Source organism: Paenibacillus sp. FSL W8-1187, from assembly GCF_037965485.1.
GTDB lineage: Bacteria > Bacillota > Bacilli > Paenibacillales > Paenibacillaceae > Paenibacillus_O > Paenibacillus_O pasadenensis.
The window spans coordinates 2,387,477-2,406,346 of sequence record NZ_CP150181.1 but is presented as its reverse complement, the minus strand read 5'-3'; the positions used below and the strand labels follow the sequence as shown (position 1 = coordinate 2,406,346).

Sequence of the window (18,870 nt, the reverse complement as noted above, 5' to 3'; positions counted from 1 at the left end):
CTCGACCGGCTTGACGAGCGGACTCAATCCATGCCCTCTTCGACCGAAATGGTGATATAGCGGCTCACCGGCTTCTTTTTCATCCGGATGCGCAGCACGCCTCCCCGCAGCACCGCCCGCGTCGAACGCGGCAGGATCGGCGAAGGCAGCTTCAGCACCTGCGGCTTGCGTCCGGGAAGTCCTTCCAGCTTGAGACGCTCCTCCTTGGCCATCACGCGCAGCGTATCCCAGTCCGGATCGCCGTTCATCGGCAGCTTGAGCACGAGATAGTCGCGGCTCTCGCTCCACTGGGCTTCGATCGAGGAGATCGCCGCCTGGAACTCCTTCTCCCGCGCCTCCGGCTCGGCCGCCGCTTCCTGCAGTCCCGACAGACCGGCGCTCGGATTGCCGCTCATCGCGCTTTCCATCATGCCTTTGACGAACCGCGCCACCCATTCCGGATCCTTCATCATCTCAAATCCTCTCGGGAGCTGCTGCCTGGACAGCCAATCCTGCAGCCGCTCGAATCTCTCGCCCATGGGCATTCGCCTCCTCATGCCTACGCTATGCACGGAGCCGTCATGCCGTGACAGCTTTCGCCGGGACGGCCCGCCTTTTGGAACATTTGGGCGAATGCCGCATATAGTGGGGATATAGGCGGCAGCCCGGGCGTGGCTGCGGCTCGCCTATCTTTCCGATACCGATACGAGGTGAATCCCATGCCAGCAGCTGTAGGCTTCGTCAACATCGTCAGCATCGGCTCCAGCGGCGTCGTGCAGTTCGGGGATACGGTGCAGATCTCTCCGTCGAGCACATCCAAGACGTATGCCGGCTCCGGCTCCTTCCTCACCGGCGGTCTCACGAACGCCAACAACGGACTGAGCGCGACCAATACGCTGGATCCGGACCTGCAGGACAACTCCACCAATGAAGTGGCGTCGGGAGCGAACATTATATGAACCTGACCGTCCATCAATCGATCACGATCCATCAGCTGCGCGTCGACAGCGTCGCCAACAGCTCGGTGCTCCAGATCGGCAGCGCCGGCTCCATCCGTCCGGTCTCTCAGCTGTACAACTCGGGCGGCTTCGACAAGCCGGCCGAGGCGCTCACCGCCGCCGAAGAAAGCTCCAACGCCCTGAACTTCGTTCCTTTGCCCAATCCAAGCTGATCCGCCAAGGAGGTGCTGTCCCGGATGGACCCTAAGGACTCTTCCGCCTCCGGCGGATCTTCCCCGAGCGGAGCGCCCGAAGCTCCTCCGAACCGCTCCTTCCTGAGCAACCCATTGCTCGGCATGCTGACCGGAACCGGCGGCATGGGCGGCATGGGGAGCGGCATCGTACCGAAGCTGCTCGGCAAAAGCATGGCATGGCCGGGGCTCGGAGGAGCCTTTCCCGGCATGATGGGCGGGAAAGGCGGCGGCGCGGGCTGGCCGCCTCCCTATCCCGGAGCTGCGGCCAGCCCTGGCGCATGGCCCCCTTATCCGGGCGGCGGCGTCCCGGGATCGTGGGGAGCTCCTGCCCCCTCGCCCGGCTTTCCCGGCGCATGGGGCGGCGGCGGGTTCCCCGGCGGAGGCGCGCCGCAAGCGGGGAACTGGATTGCTCCTCCAGGCGCACCGCAAGCGGGGAACTGGAACGCCCCCCAAGGCGCGCCGCAGCCGGGGAGCTGGATCGCTCCTCCAGGCGCGCCGCAAGCGGGAAACTGGATCGCTCCTCCAGGCGCGCCGCAGCCGGGGAGCTGGATTGCTCCTCCAGGCGGCCCGCAGGCCGGGGGCTGGATTGCTCCTCCAGGCGGCCCGCAGCCGGGGAGCTGGGCCGCTGCGCCGCAGCCGGCCGGATGGACTGCGGGCGGAGCCCTGCCTCCGCAGGCGGGCTGGCCCTAGCCTGTCGCCGGCTCCGGGCATCACGGCAGCGACTCCCGCTTCGCCCGCCATCGAAGGCGACAATACGTTCCAAATCCCCGGCGCGACGGTCGTGCCCGAACCGGGCGGCTCGGAGGCCAGCTCGGGCAGCTGGCTGCAGCCGCCCGGCCAGACCTCCTTCGCGCCCCCGTTCGTGCCGCCGCCCGCTCCCGTCCCTCCGCCGTCCGGACCGCAAGCGGCTCCGCTCGGCTCGGCTGCCGGAGGCGCTGCGCCTGCCGGCTTTCCGCCCGGAGCCTTTCCGGCCGGCATCGGCATCCCGGGCATCGACCCTAACTTCGCGCCGGGCTTGAACGAAGAGGCGATTCCAAAAGCAATCGCCTCCATCGACCCGAACTGGGTCCAAAAATGGCAGCATTATCAGGGCTGGCCCTTTTCGGCGCCGCCCTTCCCGTTTGTTCCCGATCAAGCCTCGGAAGCAGCCGCCGAGCAGGCTGCCGCCGAATATCCTTGCGCCGGCAATCTGCTCGATCCGATCTGCCTGCAGCGCTGCTTGCAGGCGCTCGCCGCCGGCTGGACGGCCCAGCAGCGGCTGAACGAGCATTTGACCTCCTCCATGAAGCGGATCGAAAGCCGGCTGGCGGAGCTCGAGACGCGTCCTTCCTATACGATCGAGAAGCTGGAGTACAACTTCGACCAGCTCAAGGTCGAGCAGCTCGACGGGACGCTGAACATCGGCATGACCGCGCCGTCCGAAGCGCAGATGCAGGAGTTCGGCCAGATGGCTCTGCCCTCCCAGGTGAAGGGCGGCGCCAAGGTGTATCCGCTGCCGATCCCGCAGTCCGCCGCGCCGGGCATCGCGCAGCAGCTGGCCGCCCAGGCGGCCCATTCAGGCACAGGGAGCGGCATCGCGTCGACTCCTGCGGGAAGCCAGGGGCCGGGCGCGCCGGCAGGAGCCTGGACGCCCGGCCCCGAGCAGCCGAGCTTCGGCAATGCGCCGGGCACCGCGCTCGCGCCGAATCTCGTCGGCAGCCAGGCGCCGGGCGTCTTGCCGCCGCAAGCCGGCGGACAGACGCTCGCTCCGGGCGCTGCCGCCCCGCCCGGATTTTCCGGTCCGCCCGGCGCGCCGAACGCCGGGGCCGCCGGCACGAGCGGTATCGCGCCTCCCGGCGGACCGAATGCGCCGGGACTCATTCCCGGCTCTGCGGGCTTCGGCGTGCCGGGAGCGCAAAGCGGCCTGCAGCCGGGGCCGGGCGCCTTCACCGCTCCGGCGCTCGACAACTTCAGCGGGCAGCCGCCGGCCGGCAGCGCGGCCGTTCCGCCAGCCGGCGCCGCTCCGGCTCCGCAGCCCGGCGCCTTGCCCGGCTTCACCGACGTCCGCAGCGTCGTCCACCAGTGGCTGAGCGAGTCGGCGCACGGCAAGCTGGAGAGCGCGGCCCGCGGCCATCGGCTGGAGCTGGACCCCTCCCATCGGCAGATGGTCATCGAAGACGTGCGCCGCCAGCTTCCCGACCGGATCCGCCTCTATCTCAACGAAGAGCTCTCCTCCCGCAGCGCGATGCAGGCCGCGGCCGGCTCGCCGCTGCGGAGGGAGCAGCTCCAGCGGACGGCCCAGCGCGCGATCCGCGACGCGGAGACCGCGCTGGAGCAGTACGCGGCCCAGCTGGCGCGGATCGCGCCGCAGCGTAGAAAGGACTGATTCCACTTGGCGATGAATGTGAACATCACGAACCATGTGCTGTCGGTCGGCTCGCTTGAGCTGACCGGCGTCGCCGCGGCCTCGATGCTGCAGATCGGCGACACCGATGCCATCACGCTTTATTCCATCTTCGATACGCCGCCGGAGGCGGTCATCATCGGTCCGTTCGCGCCGCTGCCCGAGCCGCAGGCGGCGCCGGAGGCGGGCATCATCCAGAGCGAAGGCGGCCAGTCGGTCGTGCCGATCGCCGGCACCGGCGAAACGGTTCAGCCGGAAGTCACGCCCGGCGGCCCGATTCCGTTCGGCGCGAACAGCTTCCTGAACCCGACCGGTCCGGTCAACGTGGTCGGCGGATGATCGATTCCGACGCTTCGATCCGTACGTCGTACATCGGCTCCGCCGAGCTGATTAGCATCGGCCTCTCCTCCGTCGTCCAGTTCGGCGACACGGGCAGCGTCAACGCGCGCGTCACCGGCTTGGCGGTGCAGCGGCAGCTCGACCATCGGGCGGGCGGCGAGGTGGACTTCGCCGGCTACTCCCTGTTCGTCAAGCCGTTCAACCCCATCGAGGAGGAATCCTTGGAGGAAGCGGACGTCCGCACGATCCGCTCCAATCCATGTCCGGCCATCCAGGTCGGCTGCGTCAACGTGATCGCCTACAGCTCCGCATCCGTCCTGCTCGGCGGCAACGCCGTCGAGGTCAATCTCGAGTCGAGGCTGAAGCATTTCCGCCAGTACGCTTATGCCATCACCGCCAGCACGGAGCCTACGCCGGCGGCGACAGAGCTCATCGAGTCGGCGGAGCCGGCCGGCTCCGGAGAGCCGCTCCGCCCGATTCTTTCGGCTGATCCGGGACAGCTGCCGGGGTCCGTCAGCCCGCCCGCCGCATACAGTGAGGATGTGAAGTCCGGCAACCCGCATGGCAGGCCGTTCGCGGACTTCGCTCCATGACATGTAACCGGGAGGAATTGCGATGGGTTATGCGGCAGAAGGCGTCGGAGCCGGCTATGGCGGACTCGGCACGAGCACGGGCGTCATCCTTGTCCTGTTCATCCTGCTCGTCATCATTTCGCGCGCCTTTTTCATCTAAGTCCAGCTCGCAGCAAAAAGAGGGTGTCCCAAAAGCCTTGGCTTAGGGACATCCTCTTCTAAGATGGGTTAAATACTAAAAAATCTTCCTCTGGCATGATGCAGGTATCCCCCCGACATCGGCCAAAAAGGAAGATTTTGTTGTGCATCCAATAGACCACGGACCCGCTTGCCCTGCCCATGGATTTGTCCGAGGACTCCCCGAAACCCGCCTCATTCGTGTCTTGTATGCGGCGGCGGTGGACCGCATAGGCGACAAGATTTTTGCCGAGACAGTGCATGGATAGGATGTACTTGCGAACCGCCTTGGCGATCTTTCGGGAGGAGTAGACGCCGGCCGGTAACCGGACCGACCAAGGCAGAATTATGCCTTGGATTCGGCACGCCGGCCGGTAACCTGGCCATCCAAGGCAGAAATATGCCTTGGTTCCGGCCCACCGGCCGGGAACCGGGCCATCCAAGGCAGAAATGTGCCTTGGTTCCAGCCCACCGGCCGGGAACCGGACCGACCAAGGCAGAAATGTGCCTTGGTTCCGGCTCGCCGGCCGGGAACCGGATGTCAGGACAGTTCCTTGTACTTGGCCGCGTACTTGCTCACGCTCTGCACGAACGTCGCATGCGACCAGGTGAGCGGCGCGACGGACAGCGGCGTGCCGTCATGCGGATTGAGCTGCTCCGGCAGCACGTCGCTCTCGAGCGCCGTCCGCACGACCCACTCGAGCGTGCGCTTCGGCGCTTCCAGGTCGGCGAGACAGCGCGCCGAGTCGATCTCGAAGTTCGCCACCCACAGCGTGCAGATGATCCACGGGTTGCCCGGCACCCGGTCGATCTCGCCTGACTGCTGGAAGTAGTAGTCGTTCGTGTAGCGGGCGATGCCGCCGACGTCGGTGCGTACGGCCAAGCCGTCGCGGATGGCCGTCATCGTACGCACGACGCGCTCGTCGTCCGCCGGCAGCACGCCGAACTCAAGCACCGCGAACAGGCTGCTCTCGAGCGTCATGTCCTTGACCCAGCCGCCGTCCTTCTGCACGAGCCCGCGCGCGAACCGGCCGCTCGCCTCGTCCCACAGCTGCGTGAGGATGCCGTGCTTGACTTCCTCGGCGGTGCGCTTGTAGTGGTCGCTGCGCTCGTAGTCGCCGAACAGGTCGGTGAAGAACGAAGCGGCCATCAACCCGCCGTATACCGAAGCCGCCGTATACGTCCAGATGCCGTAGCGCTCCTCCCACAAGTCGTAGCTCGGCTTGGGCAGCGAGAGCGAATGCTCCATGTAGCTGCTGAGGAACGCGGCCGACTTGCGGATCAGATTGCTGTACAGCGACTGCGGCAGCTCGATCACCTGATGCCGCTGGAAGTCCCGCCACAGCGCGAACAGCACGAGCGCCGTCTCGTCCTCCTGGATCGGCAGCCGCTTCGCTCCCTGCACCGTATACGGATGCCAGCTGGAGCCGACCGTGCCGTCGGGATTGAACTTGTGGTTCAGGTAGCCGTCCGGCGTCAGCGCCTCCGAGCAGAATTGGAAAAACGGCGCGATGACGCTCTGATAGCCTGCCAGCGACATCGCATCGGCGACGAGCGCGCCGTCGCGAGGCCACATGTAGCTATAGTGGTCGCGGTTGTACTGCAGGATGTCCGTATCGTTGGCCGCGATGATCGCGCCGCGCTCGTCCGTCTGCGTGCGCACGAGCAGCAGGCTCTGCCGGAACATGCGGGCGACCTCCGGCGGCAGGTCGCCGAGATCCTTTTCGGCACGGCCGAGCCAGTGGTTCCAGTAGACGACGATGCGGCTCAGCAGCTTCTCCGGATGCTGGTCCTGGACGTAGTCGTTGAGCTGCTTGACCTCCTCGAGGCTTTTGCCGATCGACATCCAGTAATAGACCGTCTTCTCGCCGCCGGCCGGCACGACCGTGCGGAAGCTGATCGTGCTGTCGACCGAGCCTTGGGCGATCGCGTTGCCCATCAGCACGCCGTCCTCGGCGTCGCGCCATGTGCCCTCGGCGGAGTGGAACCGCTTGATGCCCGTCGAGTACTGGGACATGCCGCCTTCGTCGGAGAAGCCGTTGAACATGAAGTAGGACGAGCGCTTGTAGTGGAACAGCGTATGGTTGTCGGGATAGTAGGCGGCGGTGTCGCCGACCTCCGTGCCGTCGATCATGAGGTCCTGGTGGAAGAACAGGCGGAATTCCCGTTCCCGATCGGCGTGATTGCGGATGACGACGCGCTTCAAATAGATGCATTCGCGCTGGTGGATGCCGTCGTTCATCTGCAGCTCGACGCCGAGTCCGCCGTGACGAGCCGTGACGTCGGTGACGAGGGAGTCCTCGATATAGCCGAGCTCCCTCGACCACGCCGGATCCTCCAGCCAGCTGAACTGGCCTTCGGTCCAGAGGCCGAGGCGGCAATACTGGCCGCCGACATGGTTGAGCTGTCCGACGTACGGATAGTAGATGTCGCGGATATAGCAGTTTTGATCGAGGTTGAGCAGCATCTTGCCGTTTCCGATTACGAGGTGACGGGCCATGAATCCTTCTCCTTCCGCTCGGGCGCGAGTTGTTCGTACAGGTCGATGTAGGATCGGGCGGAACGGTTCCAGCTATAGTCGTCCCCGGCCCCATTGCGGACGATCGCCTCCCAGGCGGCAGGCTCGCGGTAGAAATGGAGCGCTCGGCGGATCGTGAACAGCATGTCATGCGCGTTGTAGCTCGCGAAGCTGAATCCGTTTCCTCGGCCAGTATATTCGTCGTAAGGCTGGACGGTGTCCTTGAGCCCGCCGGTCTCGCGCACGATCGGCACGCTCCGGTAGCGGAGCGCGAGCAGCTGGCTGAGGCCGCACGGCTCGAACTGCGACGGCATCAGGTACAGGTCCGAGCCGGCGTAGATGCGTCGGGCAAGGCCGTCGTTGAAGCCGGTCGCGAGGCTGACCTTGTCGTAGCGGGTATGGGAGGCCGAGCGGAACATCTCCTCGTACTTCCACTCGCCGGAGCCGAGCACGGCCAGCTGCATGTCCTCCTCCAGCAGCTCGCCGAACACGCCGTCGATCAAGTCGAAGCCCTTCTGCTCGACGAGCCGCGAGACGATGCCGATGACCGGCACGTCCTCGCGCTGGGGCAGCCCGAGCTCCTTTTGGAGCGCGAGCTTGTTCTGGCGCTTGCGCTCCAGCGAGTCCAGGTACGGGACGGCGATCGCCTCGTCGTTCATCGGGTCGAACAGCTCCGTGTCGATGCCGTTGACGATGCCGGCCAGATCGCCCGCCCGCATGCGCAGGATGCCGTCCAGCCCTTCCCCGTAGTACTCCGTCTTGATCTCCTCGGCGTACGTCGGGCTGACCGTCGTCAGCTTGTCCGCGTAGAGCAGGCCGCCCTTCATGCAGTTGGCCGCGCCGTCATGCTCGAGGCCGTCCCAAGCGAAGATCTCCGGCCCCATGCCGATCAGATCCATCATCTCCTGCTTGCCGAACACGCCCTGGTAGCGCAGGTTGTGGATCGTGAACACGGTGCGGACGGACGACAGCCGCTCGTCGGCGAAATAGCGCCGCTTGAGCAGGAACGGGATGAGGCCCGTCTGCCAGTCATGGCAGTGCAGGACGTCCCAGCGGATGTCCATCCTCCGCGCCGCCTCCAGCACGGCGATGCTGAAGAAGACGAACCGCTCCGGATCGTCGCCGTAGCCGTACAGGCCGCCGCGATGGAAGTAGAACTCGTTGTCGATCAGATAATAGACGACGCCATCCACCTCGCCCTCGAGCAGGCCGCAGTATTGCGTCCGCCAGCCGAGCTGCACCGTGAACTCGTCGATCTTGCGGAAGCGCTGCGCCAGCGTCCACGGAATCGTGTCGTACTTGGGCAGGATGACGCGGGCCTCCGTGCCCGCCTGGCGCAGCGCCTTGGGCAGCGCGCCGGCGACGTCGGCCAGTCCGCCGGTCTTGGCCAGCGGCACCGCTTCCGATGTTGCGAAAAGTACATTCATGAGTAGGGTTCCCTCCAGGTTGGCTCCGCCGTTCCGCTCTGTCTATGTGCGCGGGGGCAGGCCGGAATGTCGGCCGGGCTCATCTAACGGTTAGTATCGGCCGAAGCGCGGCCGGATGTTGGCTTTTTAGGCGCAAATAGAGAAAAAGACCATCAGATGGTCTTTCTCTTGCCCGCCACGAAGGGCAGGCCTGCCGTGCCGCGGATATCGCGATGCGGCTCGACCTGGCTCTCCTTGTCGAGGATGACGCGGTCCAGCTGCGTCCCGTCGCCGATGACGCCGTTCTGCATGACGATGCTGTTGCGGATGACCGCGCCTTTGCCGACATGGACGCCGCGGAACAGCACGCTGTTGATGACCGTGCCCTCGATCTTGCAGCCGTTGGCGATGAGCGAGTTGCCGGTCTTCGCCCCTTCGAGGTAGCGGGTCGGCGGCTCGTCCTTGGTCTTGGTGAAGATCGGGCCCGGCCGGAAGAACAGCTCGCGCCACGCCTCGGGACGGAGCAGGTCCATGCTGGTCCGGTAGTAGGCCTCGACCGTATTGACGACGCCGAGATATCCCTCGTAAAGGTAGCCGAAGATGCGCAGCCGGTCGATCCGGGACAGGATCGCGTGCCGGACGAGATGGTCCTGGCCTTGGGCCAGCGAGGTCTGCACCAGGTCCATCAGCAGATCCTTTTTCATGACGTAGATCTCCATCGAGTGCACGTCGGAATCCATGTTGCCGAAATGGTCCTGCATGTCCTTGACCCGTCCGCCCTCGCCGAGCTCCACCTTGCGCGTCTTGCCGCCGAGCAGGTCGGCTTGCTTCTTGCAGATGACCGTAATGTCGGCGTTCTGGCTCTCGTGGTAGTCGATGACCGCGTCCAGATCGACGTTGCACACCATATGGCTGCGCGTCACGACGACGTACTCGAGCTTGCAGCGCTGGAAGTAGTCGCGGTGCTGGTAGAAATGGTACAGGTCGCCGCGGCTCAGCTCATGGATCTGGTCGGAGGACGGCGGCAGGACGAACAGCCCGCTTTGGCGCGTATGCAGGTCCCACGGACGGCCGGAGCCGAGATGGTCCATGAGCGAGCGGTACTTCGTATGGGCGAACACCGCCACCTTGGAGATGCCGGAGTTGACCATGCTGGAGAGGATGAAGTCGATCAGCCGGTAGCGCGCGCCGAACGGCACGGTCGCCGGGCAGCGGGTCGCGGTCAGGCTTTCGAGCTCGTCGGTCTCGTGGATCAGGTTGACGACGCCCATCGCTTTGTTGATCATGGCTGCTGCACCTCCTGGAGCGAATGATTGCGGCCGATCTTCTCGTCGCTGCCGACGACGCCGATCTCGGTTCCATCCGGAGAGCCGAGCATGACGCCCGGCTCAAGCACGGCGTTCTCGCCGATGATCGTGCGGTATACTTTGCAGCCGGCGCCGATGACGGCTCCCGGCATGATGACCGACTCGGAGATGAGGCTGCCCTCGCCGATCTCGACGCCGCTGAACACCACCGAGCGCGACACCTCGCCCTCGACGACGCAGCCTTCCGTAATCATCGACTCGCGGATCGAGGCGGCCGGGGATACGTAGTGGGCGGGCCGGTTGTGGGGGGTCGAATAGATGCGCCAGTCGCTGTCCCCGAGATCGAGCTGCGGCTCGCAGCCGAGCAGGTCCATATGGGCTTCCCACAGGCTCTCGATCGTGCCGACATCCTTCCAGTAGCCTTTGAACGGGTACATGTGCAGATGGATGTCGTCCTCGAGCATCGCCGGGATGATGTCCTTGCCGAAATCATGCGACGACTTGCGGTCCGCCTCGTCGCGGATCAAGTATTTTTGCAGCACTTTCCAGCTGAAGATGTAGACCCCCATCGAGACGACGTTGCTGACCGGATGCTTGGGCTTCTCCTCGAAGTCGACGATGCGGAAGCCTTCGCCGAGAATCATCGTGCCGAAGCGGCTCGCTTCCTTGATGTCGACCTCGAGGCCGGCGACGGTCACGTCCGCGCCGGTCGACTTGTGATGCTCCAGCATCTTTTCGTAGTCCATCTTGTAGATATGGTCGCCGGAGATGATGAGCACGTACTCCGGCTCGTAGCGGTCGATGAACCCCATGTTCTGATAGATGGCGTTGGCGGTGCCTTTGTACCAGTCTCCGCCTTTGGACTTGACATAGGGCGGGAGCACGGCCATGCCGCCATCGCTGCGGTCGAGGCCCCATGGGCTGCCGATGCCTAAATACCGGTTGAGGACGAGTGGCTGGTACTGGGTCAGGACGCCGACGGTGTCGATGCCCGAGTGCATGCAGTTGCTCAGGGTAAAGTCGATGATCCGGTATTTGCCTCCGAAATGGACGGCCGGCTTGGCCAGGTCCTTCGTGAGGACGCCGAGGCGCTTTCCTTCTCCCCCGGCTAGCAGCATGGCGATCATTTCTTTTTGGCCCATGGTCCCAACTCCTCGTGTCAGTGTGTTCCCCTCGGCTGGTGCTCAAGCAGCTGGAAGGACAGCGGGGGCAAGTGCAGGGTAAGGCTGTAGTCGCGGCCATGCATCGGAGCCTTCTGGCTGGAGATGGAGGTCGGAAGCCCGGTCGAGGCTCCGCCGAGCCGGGCGTCGTCGCTGTGCAGGAGCAGCTTGTACCTGCCCTTGTCCGGCACGCCGACCCGGTAGTCCTCGTAGGAGCTGCGGGAGAAGTTGGCGACCGCGACCGCGCACCCGCCGTCCTTGCTCCTGCGGATGAAGGAGACGACGCTCTGCTCGGCATTGTCGGCGTCGATCCACTCGAAGCCGGCCGGATCGTAGTCCTGCTCCCACAGCTGCGGCAGCTTGCGGTACAAGCCGTTCAGCTTGCGCACGTACTGCTGCATCGACCGGTGGGAGTCGTACTCCAGCACCATCCAGTCCAGCGACTCGCTATCCTTCCATTCGTCGAACTGGCCGAATTCTCCTCCCATGAACAGCAGCTTCTTGCCGGGATGGGCCATCCAGAATCCGTAGAACAGGCGCAGGTTCGCGAACTTCTCCTCGTAGCTGCCGGGCATCTTGTTCAGCAGCGACTTTTTGCCGTGCACGACTTCGTCATGGGACAGCGGCAGGATGAAGTTTTCCGTGTGGTGGTACATCATCGCGAAGGTGAGCCAGTCATGCCGCTGGGACCGCTGCGACGGATCAAGCTGCATGTAGCGGAGCATGTCGTTCATCCAGCCCATGCTCCACTTGAAGTTGAAGCCGAGCCCGCCGTCATGCACCGGCGCCGTGACGCCCGGCTCCGGCGAGCTGTCCTCGGCGATCATGAGCGTGTTCGGGAAATAGCGGAACACCGCCTTGTTCAGCTTCTGGAGAAAAGCGTCCGCTTCCAGGTGGCGCGTGCCGCCGTAGATGTTGCGCGCCTGCAGCTCCGGCGGCTTATCCATCGTCAAGTCGCGCATGCTCGCGACCGCGTCGACGCGCAGGCCGTCGACATGGAACAGGTCCATCCAGTACAGCGCGTTGGAGATGAGGAAGCTCTGCACCTCCGTGCGGCCGTAATCAAAGGCGTTCGTGCCCCAGAGCGGCTTTTCCGCGAGGCTGGGGTCGGCGCTCTCGTAGAGCGGCGTGCCGTCGAACTGGCGCAGTCCCTGCTCGTCTTTGACGAAGTGCGCGGGCACCCAGTCGAGGATGACGCCGATGCCCTTGCGGTGGCAGCGGTCGATGAACTTCATGAGGCTCTTGGCCGGGCCGTAGCGCGCCGTAGGCGCGAAGTAGCCGGTGATCTGATAGCCCCACGACTTGTCGAGCGGATGCTCGGCGAGCGGCATCAGCTCGATATGGGTATAGCCCATGCGGACGACGTAGTCGATGATCTCCCCGCCGATCTCGTCGTAGCTGTAGAACACCTCCGGCGCCTTGATCTTCCAGGTGCCTAGATGCATCTCGTAGACGAGCATCGGCTGGTCGTACGGAGAAGTCGTCCGCTTGCGCCGCTCCCACTCGTCGTCCTTCCACTTGTAGCCGGACAGGTCGGCGACGACCGAGGCGGTGTTCGGGCGCAGCTCGCTCGCGAAGGCGAACGGATCCGCCTTGAGCAGCTTGCGGCCGTCCGCGGTCACGATTTCGTATTTGTAAAGGTCGCCGGCCTTGAGGCCGGGAATGAACAGCGACCAGACGCCGGTCGCGTCGACCGGCTCCATGCGGTGCTGCCCGCCGTCCCAGCCGTTGAAATCGCCGGCGACGCCGACCTCGCGGGCGTTCGGCGCCCAGACGGTGAAGCGCACGCCGCGGCGGCGTTCCTCGAGCCTGACATGCGCGCCGAACGTACGATAGGCGAAGTCGTTTTCGCCGCGGTTGAACAGGTACACGTCCTTGAGGAGCGCTTTGTCTTGCTTGGACTTGGCGGATGGCTTCGGCTTGGCGGAAGCTCTCGGCTTGGCGGATGGCTTGGAGTCGGCGGGCTGGTCGATGCTGGCGGGCCGGCCGTCCAGGACGGCCGGATCGGATGGAACGGGCTGCTTGGGCTTGAGTGTAGGCATAGGGGACACCTCCGGATCATTCTCGCTTAAGGCAGGCGGCATTCGGGTGAAAGTAGTTCCATTATAGCAAACCTGCGCCACGCCATGATAGATTACTTGACGCAGATGCGCCGCCGCCTCGTCCCGGAGGCGGACCAGGCGGCCGGACGCCCGCAAAGCCTGCTTGAACGGGATCTGCATGCGCGGTTTTATGTAGGATCGCCGAAAAATGAAAACGCTTTTACGAAGCTCTTGCCCTAAGAATATACCCGCCGCAGGGCCGGGTCAATCAGAGGTGGCGAATTGTCGCATGATTCGGGCGGCAGCTTCGGCAGCAAGGGCGGCTTATCCTCGGTATAACGCCGGCAGGGCAGGCGCCCGGGGGGGCGGCATGCTCGGAGATCGCCGCATGCCTCGGCGGCCCGGCTTGAAGCGTTGCCGGACGCTTGGCTATCCATCTAACGATACTGACAGACGCTATTCGTGGAAAAGAAGGCTCCAAAAAAATCTAACGATACTGACCGAGCTTATTTTCTTAAACAGCCTCAAAATCGAGGGGAAAAGGGCCAATAGGCTCTGTCAGTATCGTTAGAATTCAAAACTCGCCTCAAACGATGAAATAAGGCTCGCTAGTATCGTTACGTTGAGCGGACCCAAAATTGACGGAAGGCCGCACACACCCAAGCTGCAACCAATGTGCCTGGAACGACTGGCCTCCGGGAGGCAGCCGATTCGACAGATGCGGCCGGGCGCCAATTCGTTCTCTGGATGAGCCGCCCTCCCTATGCCGTCGGCCGGGCGAGCCGCATCAGCCGCGCGATGCGGCTGATGCGACAGATACCCGCTCCAGGCGAGTCATCCGTCTGACCCGGGCAGCGGCATCCAATCCGGGAGCGCATAGGACCGATAGCGCAAATTCCCGCCCACCTGCTTCAATCTCCCCAGCTCGACCAGCCGATGCAGAATCCGTCTTGCATAAGCGGCGCTCACGTTGAGATGGACCGTCAGCTCGGAAGGCGTGAACGGACGAAATACCCGCCTCGCGTACCGGACCGTCTCCGCCTCCAACGCCGTCAGCGAGCCTGCGCTTTCGCCCGCGATGAACTTTCCGACGAAAGAAAGTACCAGCTGCTGGCAGCGCTTCGGCTCCTCGACGATCGACAGATAGGCGACGGGGATGAACAGCCAATCGTCGATGGACAGCATCGAGTACCTCCAGCTGAGGTCCTTGAAGCGCCTTACATCAAGATCTCGAGCATGAGGACCAAAGCCCTGAATCTCGATGCCCCCCTTCGCGCCCCCGCCCGGAAGATAAGCCAGATCGACATATCGGTAGCCGTTCGACGCGTCGCGCACTTCCCATTCTGGATGCAGATGCTTGAAGCTGCGCATGGTCGGGAACCAGATTTGCTTGAGGAAAGCGACCGTGCCGTGGCCCAGCCCTTTCTCCAGAAGCTCTCGGCGGCGCGGATTGGTCTCGTCCTGAATCTCGGCTTGCAGCCATTCGTCATAGGCAGTTTGAAAGTTTGGCATCGTTTCTTCGGCTCCTTTTCTGATTCGAAATGAACGAAAAAAGCCGCTTCAAGCCCTCCCGGATCGGGATGGACTTGAAGCGGCGCGTGCTTCACGACCGCAACTTGCTTTAATGTCTCGCTTCGCGACTTGCTTTAATGAATCTCGGTTCGACTGGGGCAGTCCTGCGAGAGGTACGTCAGTCGGCGAAGGCGACTGCCATGCCTGCTGCGAAGATGCCTAGCGGCGGCGTCCCTTCACATGCAGCAGGATCAGGATGAGGGCGAAGGCGGTCAGCGCCATCAGCGGAATCGTGATGAAGCCGAGCCAGTTCAAGTAATCCTGGTTGCACGGCACGCCGGACTTGCACGGCACGATGCCCGACAGCGACGGGAACCATTGGAGCAGGTTGTGGTAAAAGGAGATCGCGATGCCGATCCAGGCGAGCGGCAGCGCATAAACGCCGATCTGCCGGTCTCCGCGATAAGCCGCGATGCCGAGCAGCACCGCCAGCGGATACATGAAGATGCGCTGGTACCAGCACAAGTCGCACGGCATGTACCCGGCGACCTCGCTCAGGTAAAGGCTGCCCAGCGTCGCTGCGAGCGCGACGACCCAGGCGCAGTAGAAGCGGTAGCGCTCCCACAGTCCTTGCGGCTCGTCCTCGTCCTGGTCAAAGGAATCCGGCTCGTCATGCTCGTAGAGCTCCCCATCGGTGTTCTGTTCGGCCATGAGCCGCCACCCTCCCCATCAAAATTTCGGCGCGTCCTCGGACGTCATGCGCTTTTCGCGAAGCCGATTTCAAGCGCGCTCTTCCGCTCCGCGCATTCCATCCGGCGAAGCGGCTTACTTCTTCTCGTCGAGCTTGGCGTCGATCGCCTTCTTGATGTCGTCATAGCCTTTGAACTGGAGCTGCTCGCCGTCCACGAACAGCGAAGGCGTGCCGCCGACCTTGAGCGTCGACTCGGCCAGCCGGCTCTCCTCGGCGACCTTGTCGGAGCCGACGCCGGCGTTGATGTCGCTCAGCAGCTTGTCGAAGTCGATGTCGAGCTTGGCGTCCTTGGCGATCTGCACGAGCCGCTCGGGCGTCGCCCAGACGGTAGTCTCATCGCCTTGGTTCGCATAGATCGCATCATTGTAGGCCCAGAACTGCTCCGGGTCCTGCAGGTAGACGGAGTGGGCCGCGACGGCCGCCGTCACCGAATCCTGTCCGAGGAAAGCGTAGTTCGCGAAATACAGCGCGGCCTTGCCGTCGTTGATGTAATCCTGGACGAGCAGCGGCTTGACCTGCTCGGAGAACAGCTTGCAGCTCGGGCACTTGTAGTCGCCGAACTCGACGAGCTTGACCTGCGCGTTCTCGTCGCCGAGGCGCGGCATCTCCCCGTAGTTGAACGCATGGGGCTTGGACGAATTGTTGATGCCCAGAATGATGACGACGGCGATGAACGCGATGGCGATCGTCAGCCAGATGAGCGCTCCGTTGCCCTTCTTCTGCTTGGCTGGAGGCACGTAGACGTTCTTCTTTTTCTTGCTGCTCTTCGATTGGCTCAAGAGGCGTCCTTCCTTTCGGTCATGATGCTCGTAATCTAGCAGCCTGGCCACCCAGGCACTTACTAAAGTATAGCCAGCTCGCGAGAACAGCGTCAAGCGTCGAAATAACGAATTCCGGGGGAGAAATCGACGATCTCGAGTCGCCGGAACGTCGACGCTGCCGGCTCATCGGCCGGCCGTCTCGCCGGCGTACCAGCTTACGTCGTCCAGCATGATGCGCCCCGCCCCGCCGTCCGCCGATCGGAAGCGCAGCTCCAGACGGTCAAGCGAGTCCGTATCGAGCAACGGCTCGGCCTCGCGGAAGGCGGACAGCGGCAGCCGAATCGTCACCCGCGCCAGCTCGGCCGGGCGGTCGTACTTGCCCTCGCTGGCGAATTCGTCGAGCCAGGCCGGCCGCAGGAACGGCTCCTCCTCCACCGCCGCGAGCGCATCGGCGACCGCGACCTCAGCCTCGGCGCCATTTCGATCGCGCAGCACGACCTGCAGCCGCAGCTCCTGGGGCTCGCAGTCCGCTCTCTCGGAGCATAGCTGGCGGCCGAGGTTGGCCGCCGTGAAGCTCAGTCCTCCTCCGTCGGGGTCCAGAGGCTGCGGCAGTCCGGTCAGCCTCAGCCAGCTGCCTTCCGAAGCGGTACCGCTCCCGGAAGCATCCTCATCGCTGCCCGGCCTTTCAGCGGCTGCCCCAAGAGCTCCCCAGGAGACGACGGCGCCTCGACTGCCTTTGGGCGAGCCGTTGCGGTCGAGCAGCGGATCGGCGCTCAAGCTGGAGCCATCCGCCGCTTCGGCGCGCACGCCGGAGCCCGCTTGCCGGGCATCCTCCTGCTCGAAGTCGGCAACAGGCAGCTCGTCTGCGTCGGCGTACAGCCGGTACGTCCGGACGCCGGAAACGGCTTCCGGACGGCCTGCTTCAGCCGCCGCCGAAACGCTCGTCTCCTCGGACTTCGCATCCGAGGCTTCCGACTCCGGCAGCAGCCAGGCGCGGGCGGCGGCGTCGCCGCCGAGCACCGCGTCCGCGAACGCCCCGACATACGAGGCGGCGAGCAGGCGCTGCCGCTCGCCGCTCAGCATGTCCCGCTGGCGCAGCAGCAGCCCTCCCGGCAGCGAGTTGTCCATCGTGCCCCAGTCCGCGTTGAAGCGGCTGTGGTTCGCATCCTCGATATACACAGCCGCCTTGAAGCGGTCCGAGCCCGGCTCGAGCCGCACGCGGCCGTATTGCCTTTCTCCGTAAAAGACGGTCAGATCCGCATCCCGCGAGCCGTGCAGCGTGAGATAGCTCGCATGCTCCAGCACGGCCCGCTGGCCGTCCTCCTCCGTATCCGTCGGAGCGAGCGCGGCGACGCCGAGCACCGAGCGGGCCAGAGCGGCATCGCCGGGGAACCACTTGCCCGCATCCGCCGCCATCGCGGCCGCCTGCCCGCCGCGCGAATGCCCGATCAGCAGCGTCCGGGACGCGTCGAGCTTGCCGGCGAGCGGTCCGTCCGGCTGGCCGGACAGACGCTTCAGCTCCTCGAGATGGCGCAGCAGCAGCCACGCCCGCAGCTTCATGTCGTCGTCCGGGATGCCCGTCCAGGGCGAGAAGTTCAGGAAGTTCTCGTCGACCGAGACGGCGGCGTAGCCTTTGGAGGCGAGCCGCTCGCCGAGGTAGGCGTAGCCTGCATCCGATCGCTGCTGCGCGATATGGTTGCCGTGCACGATGAGCGCGAGCGGGAACGGCCCGTCTCCGTCCGGAAGCCACAACGTGCCGTTCAGCGGCATCCGATCGGGCTCGAAGCCCCAGTACCACGCCTTCAGCCGGCTCCAATCCGTCAGCAGCGCCGAAGCGTCTGCGGAGGAGGTGCGGATGTCCGCCTCCGCGGCGAACTCCGCCCGGCGGCCGGTGCCGCTGCCGTAGGTCAAGACGGAGTAGGCGTAGGCGCCGGATCGGCCCGGCAAGTCCGGCGCGATCGCGCTTCCCGCAGCGCCCGCGCCGTCCGCATCGTCCGCCGAGCCGCCGAAGCCCGGCGCCGGCAACGACAGCAGGAGCGGCAGCACGAGCAGCGCTCCGGCGGAACAGAGCAGCGCGGCCAGCGGCTGCGGCCGGCGAAGGCGAAGCCGCGGCAGCGCGGCGGCAAAAGCTACTCCGCCGACGGCGGCGGCAAGCGCGTACGCGGCCGCGAGCGGCAGCGCCGCCGTCCAGCGCAGCTCCGCGACGAGCAGCGCGCCAGCCGTGCCGGCGGCAAGCGCCAGCGCGCCGCCCGCGAACCGGCGAGGCAGCGGCAGCCTCATCCAGCACAGCAGCCAGGACAGCGCCCAGGCGGCGATGCCGAGCGCGGCCGTGCCGGCCAGCGTCATCGCCATCAGATCATAGGCGGGGCCAAAGCCGAGCGGCAGCCCTTGCGCGCAAGCGGCGCACAGGAACGCGGCCCCGATCCAGACGCCCGCCATCGACCGGCGCCAAAAAGCCGTGTCGCGCTGCCCGGGCGCTTCCTGCGGCAGCAACCGCTTGCGCCACGGCTTCCGAATCGGATTACGATTCGGCTGTCCCGCTCTTCCAAGCGGCCCCCACTCGATCGACACGTCTGCTCGCCTCCTGCTTCTCTCGTTGACTCTTCGATTCTACCAGTATAGCAGACCGGGGAGAAAGAGCTTCGCGATCATGAAAGGCAGGCAAAGGCAGCCACCCCGCCAACTGCAGCCGCATGAAAACAAACCGAGGGTGCCCCAAAAGCCTTGGCTTAGGCTTAGGGACACCCTCTCTGAACCGAGCTCTCGGATGT

Annotated in this window: 17 protein-coding genes; 7 read left to right on the top strand and 10 right to left on the bottom strand. The window is 64.9% G+C overall.

Annotation, left to right across the window (positions count from 1 at the left end):
- Positions 1-23: 23 nt before the first annotated feature.
- On the bottom strand, positions 24-518 hold the full coding sequence (locus NYE40_RS10225) for an Hsp20/alpha crystallin family protein (RefSeq protein WP_028599641.1): 495 nt from the start codon (positions 516-518) through the stop codon (positions 24-26).
- Between the two features lie 180 nt (positions 519-698).
- Between NYE40_RS10225 and NYE40_RS10220 the strand changes: the two genes are divergently transcribed.
- Genes NYE40_RS10220 through NYE40_RS10190 form a run of 7 tightly spaced genes read left to right on the top strand, consistent with a single transcriptional unit; the run spans position 699 to position 4,625 of the window.
- A complete protein-coding gene (locus NYE40_RS10220) occupies positions 699-938 on the top strand; it encodes a spore germination protein (RefSeq protein ID WP_101809001.1) in 240 nt (79 codons plus the stop codon).
- Complete coding sequence (locus NYE40_RS10215; protein WP_028599639.1) at positions 935-1,150, top strand: spore germination protein GerPB; 216 nt, start codon at positions 935-937, stop codon at positions 1,148-1,150. The genes NYE40_RS10220 and NYE40_RS10215 overlap by 4 nt, the downstream gene beginning before the upstream one ends.
- Before the next feature lie 24 nt (positions 1,151-1,174).
- Positions 1,175-1,861: a hypothetical protein gene (locus NYE40_RS10210; RefSeq protein WP_339279860.1), complete on the top strand. Its 687-nt coding sequence runs from the start codon at positions 1,175-1,177 to the stop codon at positions 1,859-1,861.
- A complete protein-coding gene (gene gerPC, locus NYE40_RS10205; RefSeq protein WP_339279859.1) occupies positions 1,758-3,536 on the top strand; it encodes a spore germination protein GerPC in 1,779 nt (592 codons plus the stop codon). The genes NYE40_RS10210 and gerPC overlap by 104 nt, the downstream gene beginning before the upstream one ends.
- A gap of 6 nt (positions 3,537-3,542) precedes the next feature.
- A complete protein-coding gene (locus NYE40_RS10200; RefSeq protein ID WP_307719969.1) occupies positions 3,543-3,893 on the top strand; it encodes a hypothetical protein in 351 nt (116 codons plus the stop codon).
- Positions 3,890-4,486 (top strand): spore germination protein GerPE, encoded by a 597-nt coding sequence (locus NYE40_RS10195; RefSeq protein WP_028599637.1) that lies wholly within the window; start codon positions 3,890-3,892, stop codon positions 4,484-4,486. The genes NYE40_RS10200 and NYE40_RS10195 overlap by 4 nt, the downstream gene beginning before the upstream one ends.
- A gap of 22 nt (positions 4,487-4,508) precedes the next feature.
- Positions 4,509-4,625 carry a sporulation protein YjcZ gene (locus NYE40_RS10190; protein WP_084137414.1) on the top strand — a complete coding sequence of 39 codons (117 nt, stop codon included), beginning with the start codon at positions 4,509-4,511 and terminating at the stop codon, positions 4,623-4,625.
- 558 nt (positions 4,626-5,183) lie between these two features.
- Here the strand turns inward: NYE40_RS10190 and NYE40_RS10185 are convergent.
- The 9 genes from NYE40_RS10185 to NYE40_RS10145 form a co-directional block, all read right to left on the bottom strand.
- Positions 5,184-7,142, bottom strand: coding sequence for a glycoside hydrolase family 15 protein (locus tag NYE40_RS10185; RefSeq protein WP_339279858.1), 1,959 nt, complete (start codon positions 7,140-7,142; stop codon positions 5,184-5,186).
- A complete protein-coding gene (gene glgA / locus NYE40_RS10180) occupies positions 7,124-8,587 on the bottom strand; it encodes a glycogen synthase GlgA (RefSeq protein ID WP_153783444.1) in 1,464 nt (487 codons plus the stop codon). The genes NYE40_RS10185 and glgA overlap by 19 nt, the downstream gene beginning before the upstream one ends.
- A gap of 152 nt (positions 8,588-8,739) precedes the next feature.
- Positions 8,740-9,852, bottom strand: a complete 1,113-nt coding sequence (gene glgD / locus NYE40_RS10175) for a glucose-1-phosphate adenylyltransferase subunit GlgD (protein WP_101808998.1) — start codon at positions 9,850-9,852, stop codon at positions 8,740-8,742.
- Entirely contained in the window at positions 9,849-11,015 is a 1,167-nt protein-coding gene (locus tag NYE40_RS10170; protein ID WP_101808997.1) for a glucose-1-phosphate adenylyltransferase, read from the bottom strand. The genes glgD and NYE40_RS10170 overlap by 4 nt, the downstream gene beginning before the upstream one ends.
- 17 nt (positions 11,016-11,032) lie before the next feature.
- Positions 11,033-13,075, bottom strand: a complete 2,043-nt coding sequence (gene glgB / locus NYE40_RS10165; protein ID WP_339279857.1) for a 1,4-alpha-glucan branching protein GlgB — start codon at positions 13,073-13,075, stop codon at positions 11,033-11,035.
- Between the two features lie 834 nt (positions 13,076-13,909).
- Positions 13,910-14,587, bottom strand: a complete 678-nt coding sequence (locus NYE40_RS10160; protein WP_028599632.1) for a hypothetical protein — start codon at positions 14,585-14,587, stop codon at positions 13,910-13,912.
- A gap of 219 nt (positions 14,588-14,806) precedes the next feature.
- Complete coding sequence (locus tag NYE40_RS10155) at positions 14,807-15,298, bottom strand: disulfide oxidoreductase (RefSeq protein ID WP_084137412.1); 492 nt, start codon at positions 15,296-15,298, stop codon at positions 14,807-14,809.
- Between the two features lie 114 nt (positions 15,299-15,412).
- A complete protein-coding gene (locus NYE40_RS10150) occupies positions 15,413-16,117 on the bottom strand; it encodes a thioredoxin domain-containing protein (RefSeq protein WP_028599630.1) in 705 nt (234 codons plus the stop codon).
- A gap of 165 nt (positions 16,118-16,282) precedes the next feature.
- Positions 16,283-18,670: a hypothetical protein gene (locus NYE40_RS10145; protein WP_339279856.1), complete on the bottom strand. Its 2,388-nt coding sequence runs from the start codon at positions 18,668-18,670 to the stop codon at positions 16,283-16,285.
- Between the last annotated feature and the right edge of the window lie 200 nt (positions 18,671-18,870).

Excerpts from the sequence above, each read along its gene's own strand:
- NYE40_RS10225 (WP_028599641.1), bottom strand. The coding sequence starts at position 518 with ATGGGCGAGAGATTCGAGCGGCTGCAGGATTGGCTGTCCAGGCAGCAG.
- NYE40_RS10220 (WP_101809001.1), top strand. The coding sequence starts at position 699 with ATGCCAGCAGCTGTAGGCTTCGTCAACATCGTCAGCATCGGCTCCAGC.
- NYE40_RS10215 (WP_028599639.1), top strand. The coding sequence starts at position 935 with ATGAACCTGACCGTCCATCAATCGATCACGATCCATCAGCTGCGCGTC.
- NYE40_RS10210 (WP_339279860.1), top strand. The coding sequence starts at position 1,175 with ATGGACCCTAAGGACTCTTCCGCCTCCGGCGGATCTTCCCCGAGCGGA.
- NYE40_RS10195 (WP_028599637.1), top strand. The coding sequence starts at position 3,890 with ATGATCGATTCCGACGCTTCGATCCGTACGTCGTACATCGGCTCCGCC.
- NYE40_RS10190 (WP_084137414.1), top strand. The coding sequence starts at position 4,509 with ATGGGTTATGCGGCAGAAGGCGTCGGAGCCGGCTATGGCGGACTCGGC.
- NYE40_RS10185 (WP_339279858.1), bottom strand. The coding sequence starts at position 7,142 with ATGGCCCGTCACCTCGTAATCGGAAACGGCAAGATGCTGCTCAACCTC.
- glgA (WP_153783444.1), bottom strand. The coding sequence starts at position 8,587 with ATGAATGTACTTTTCGCAACATCGGAAGCGGTGCCGCTGGCCAAGACC.
- glgD (WP_101808998.1), bottom strand. The coding sequence starts at position 9,852 with ATGATCAACAAAGCGATGGGCGTCGTCAACCTGATCCACGAGACCGAC.
- NYE40_RS10170 (WP_101808997.1), bottom strand. The coding sequence starts at position 11,015 with ATGGGCCAAAAAGAAATGATCGCCATGCTGCTAGCCGGGGGAGAAGGA.
- glgB (WP_339279857.1), bottom strand. The coding sequence starts at position 13,075 with ATGCCTACACTCAAGCCCAAGCAGCCCGTTCCATCCGATCCGGCCGTC.
- NYE40_RS10160 (WP_028599632.1), bottom strand. The coding sequence starts at position 14,587 with ATGCCAAACTTTCAAACTGCCTATGACGAATGGCTGCAAGCCGAGATT.
- NYE40_RS10155 (WP_084137412.1), bottom strand. The coding sequence starts at position 15,298 with ATGGCCGAACAGAACACCGATGGGGAGCTCTACGAGCATGACGAGCCG.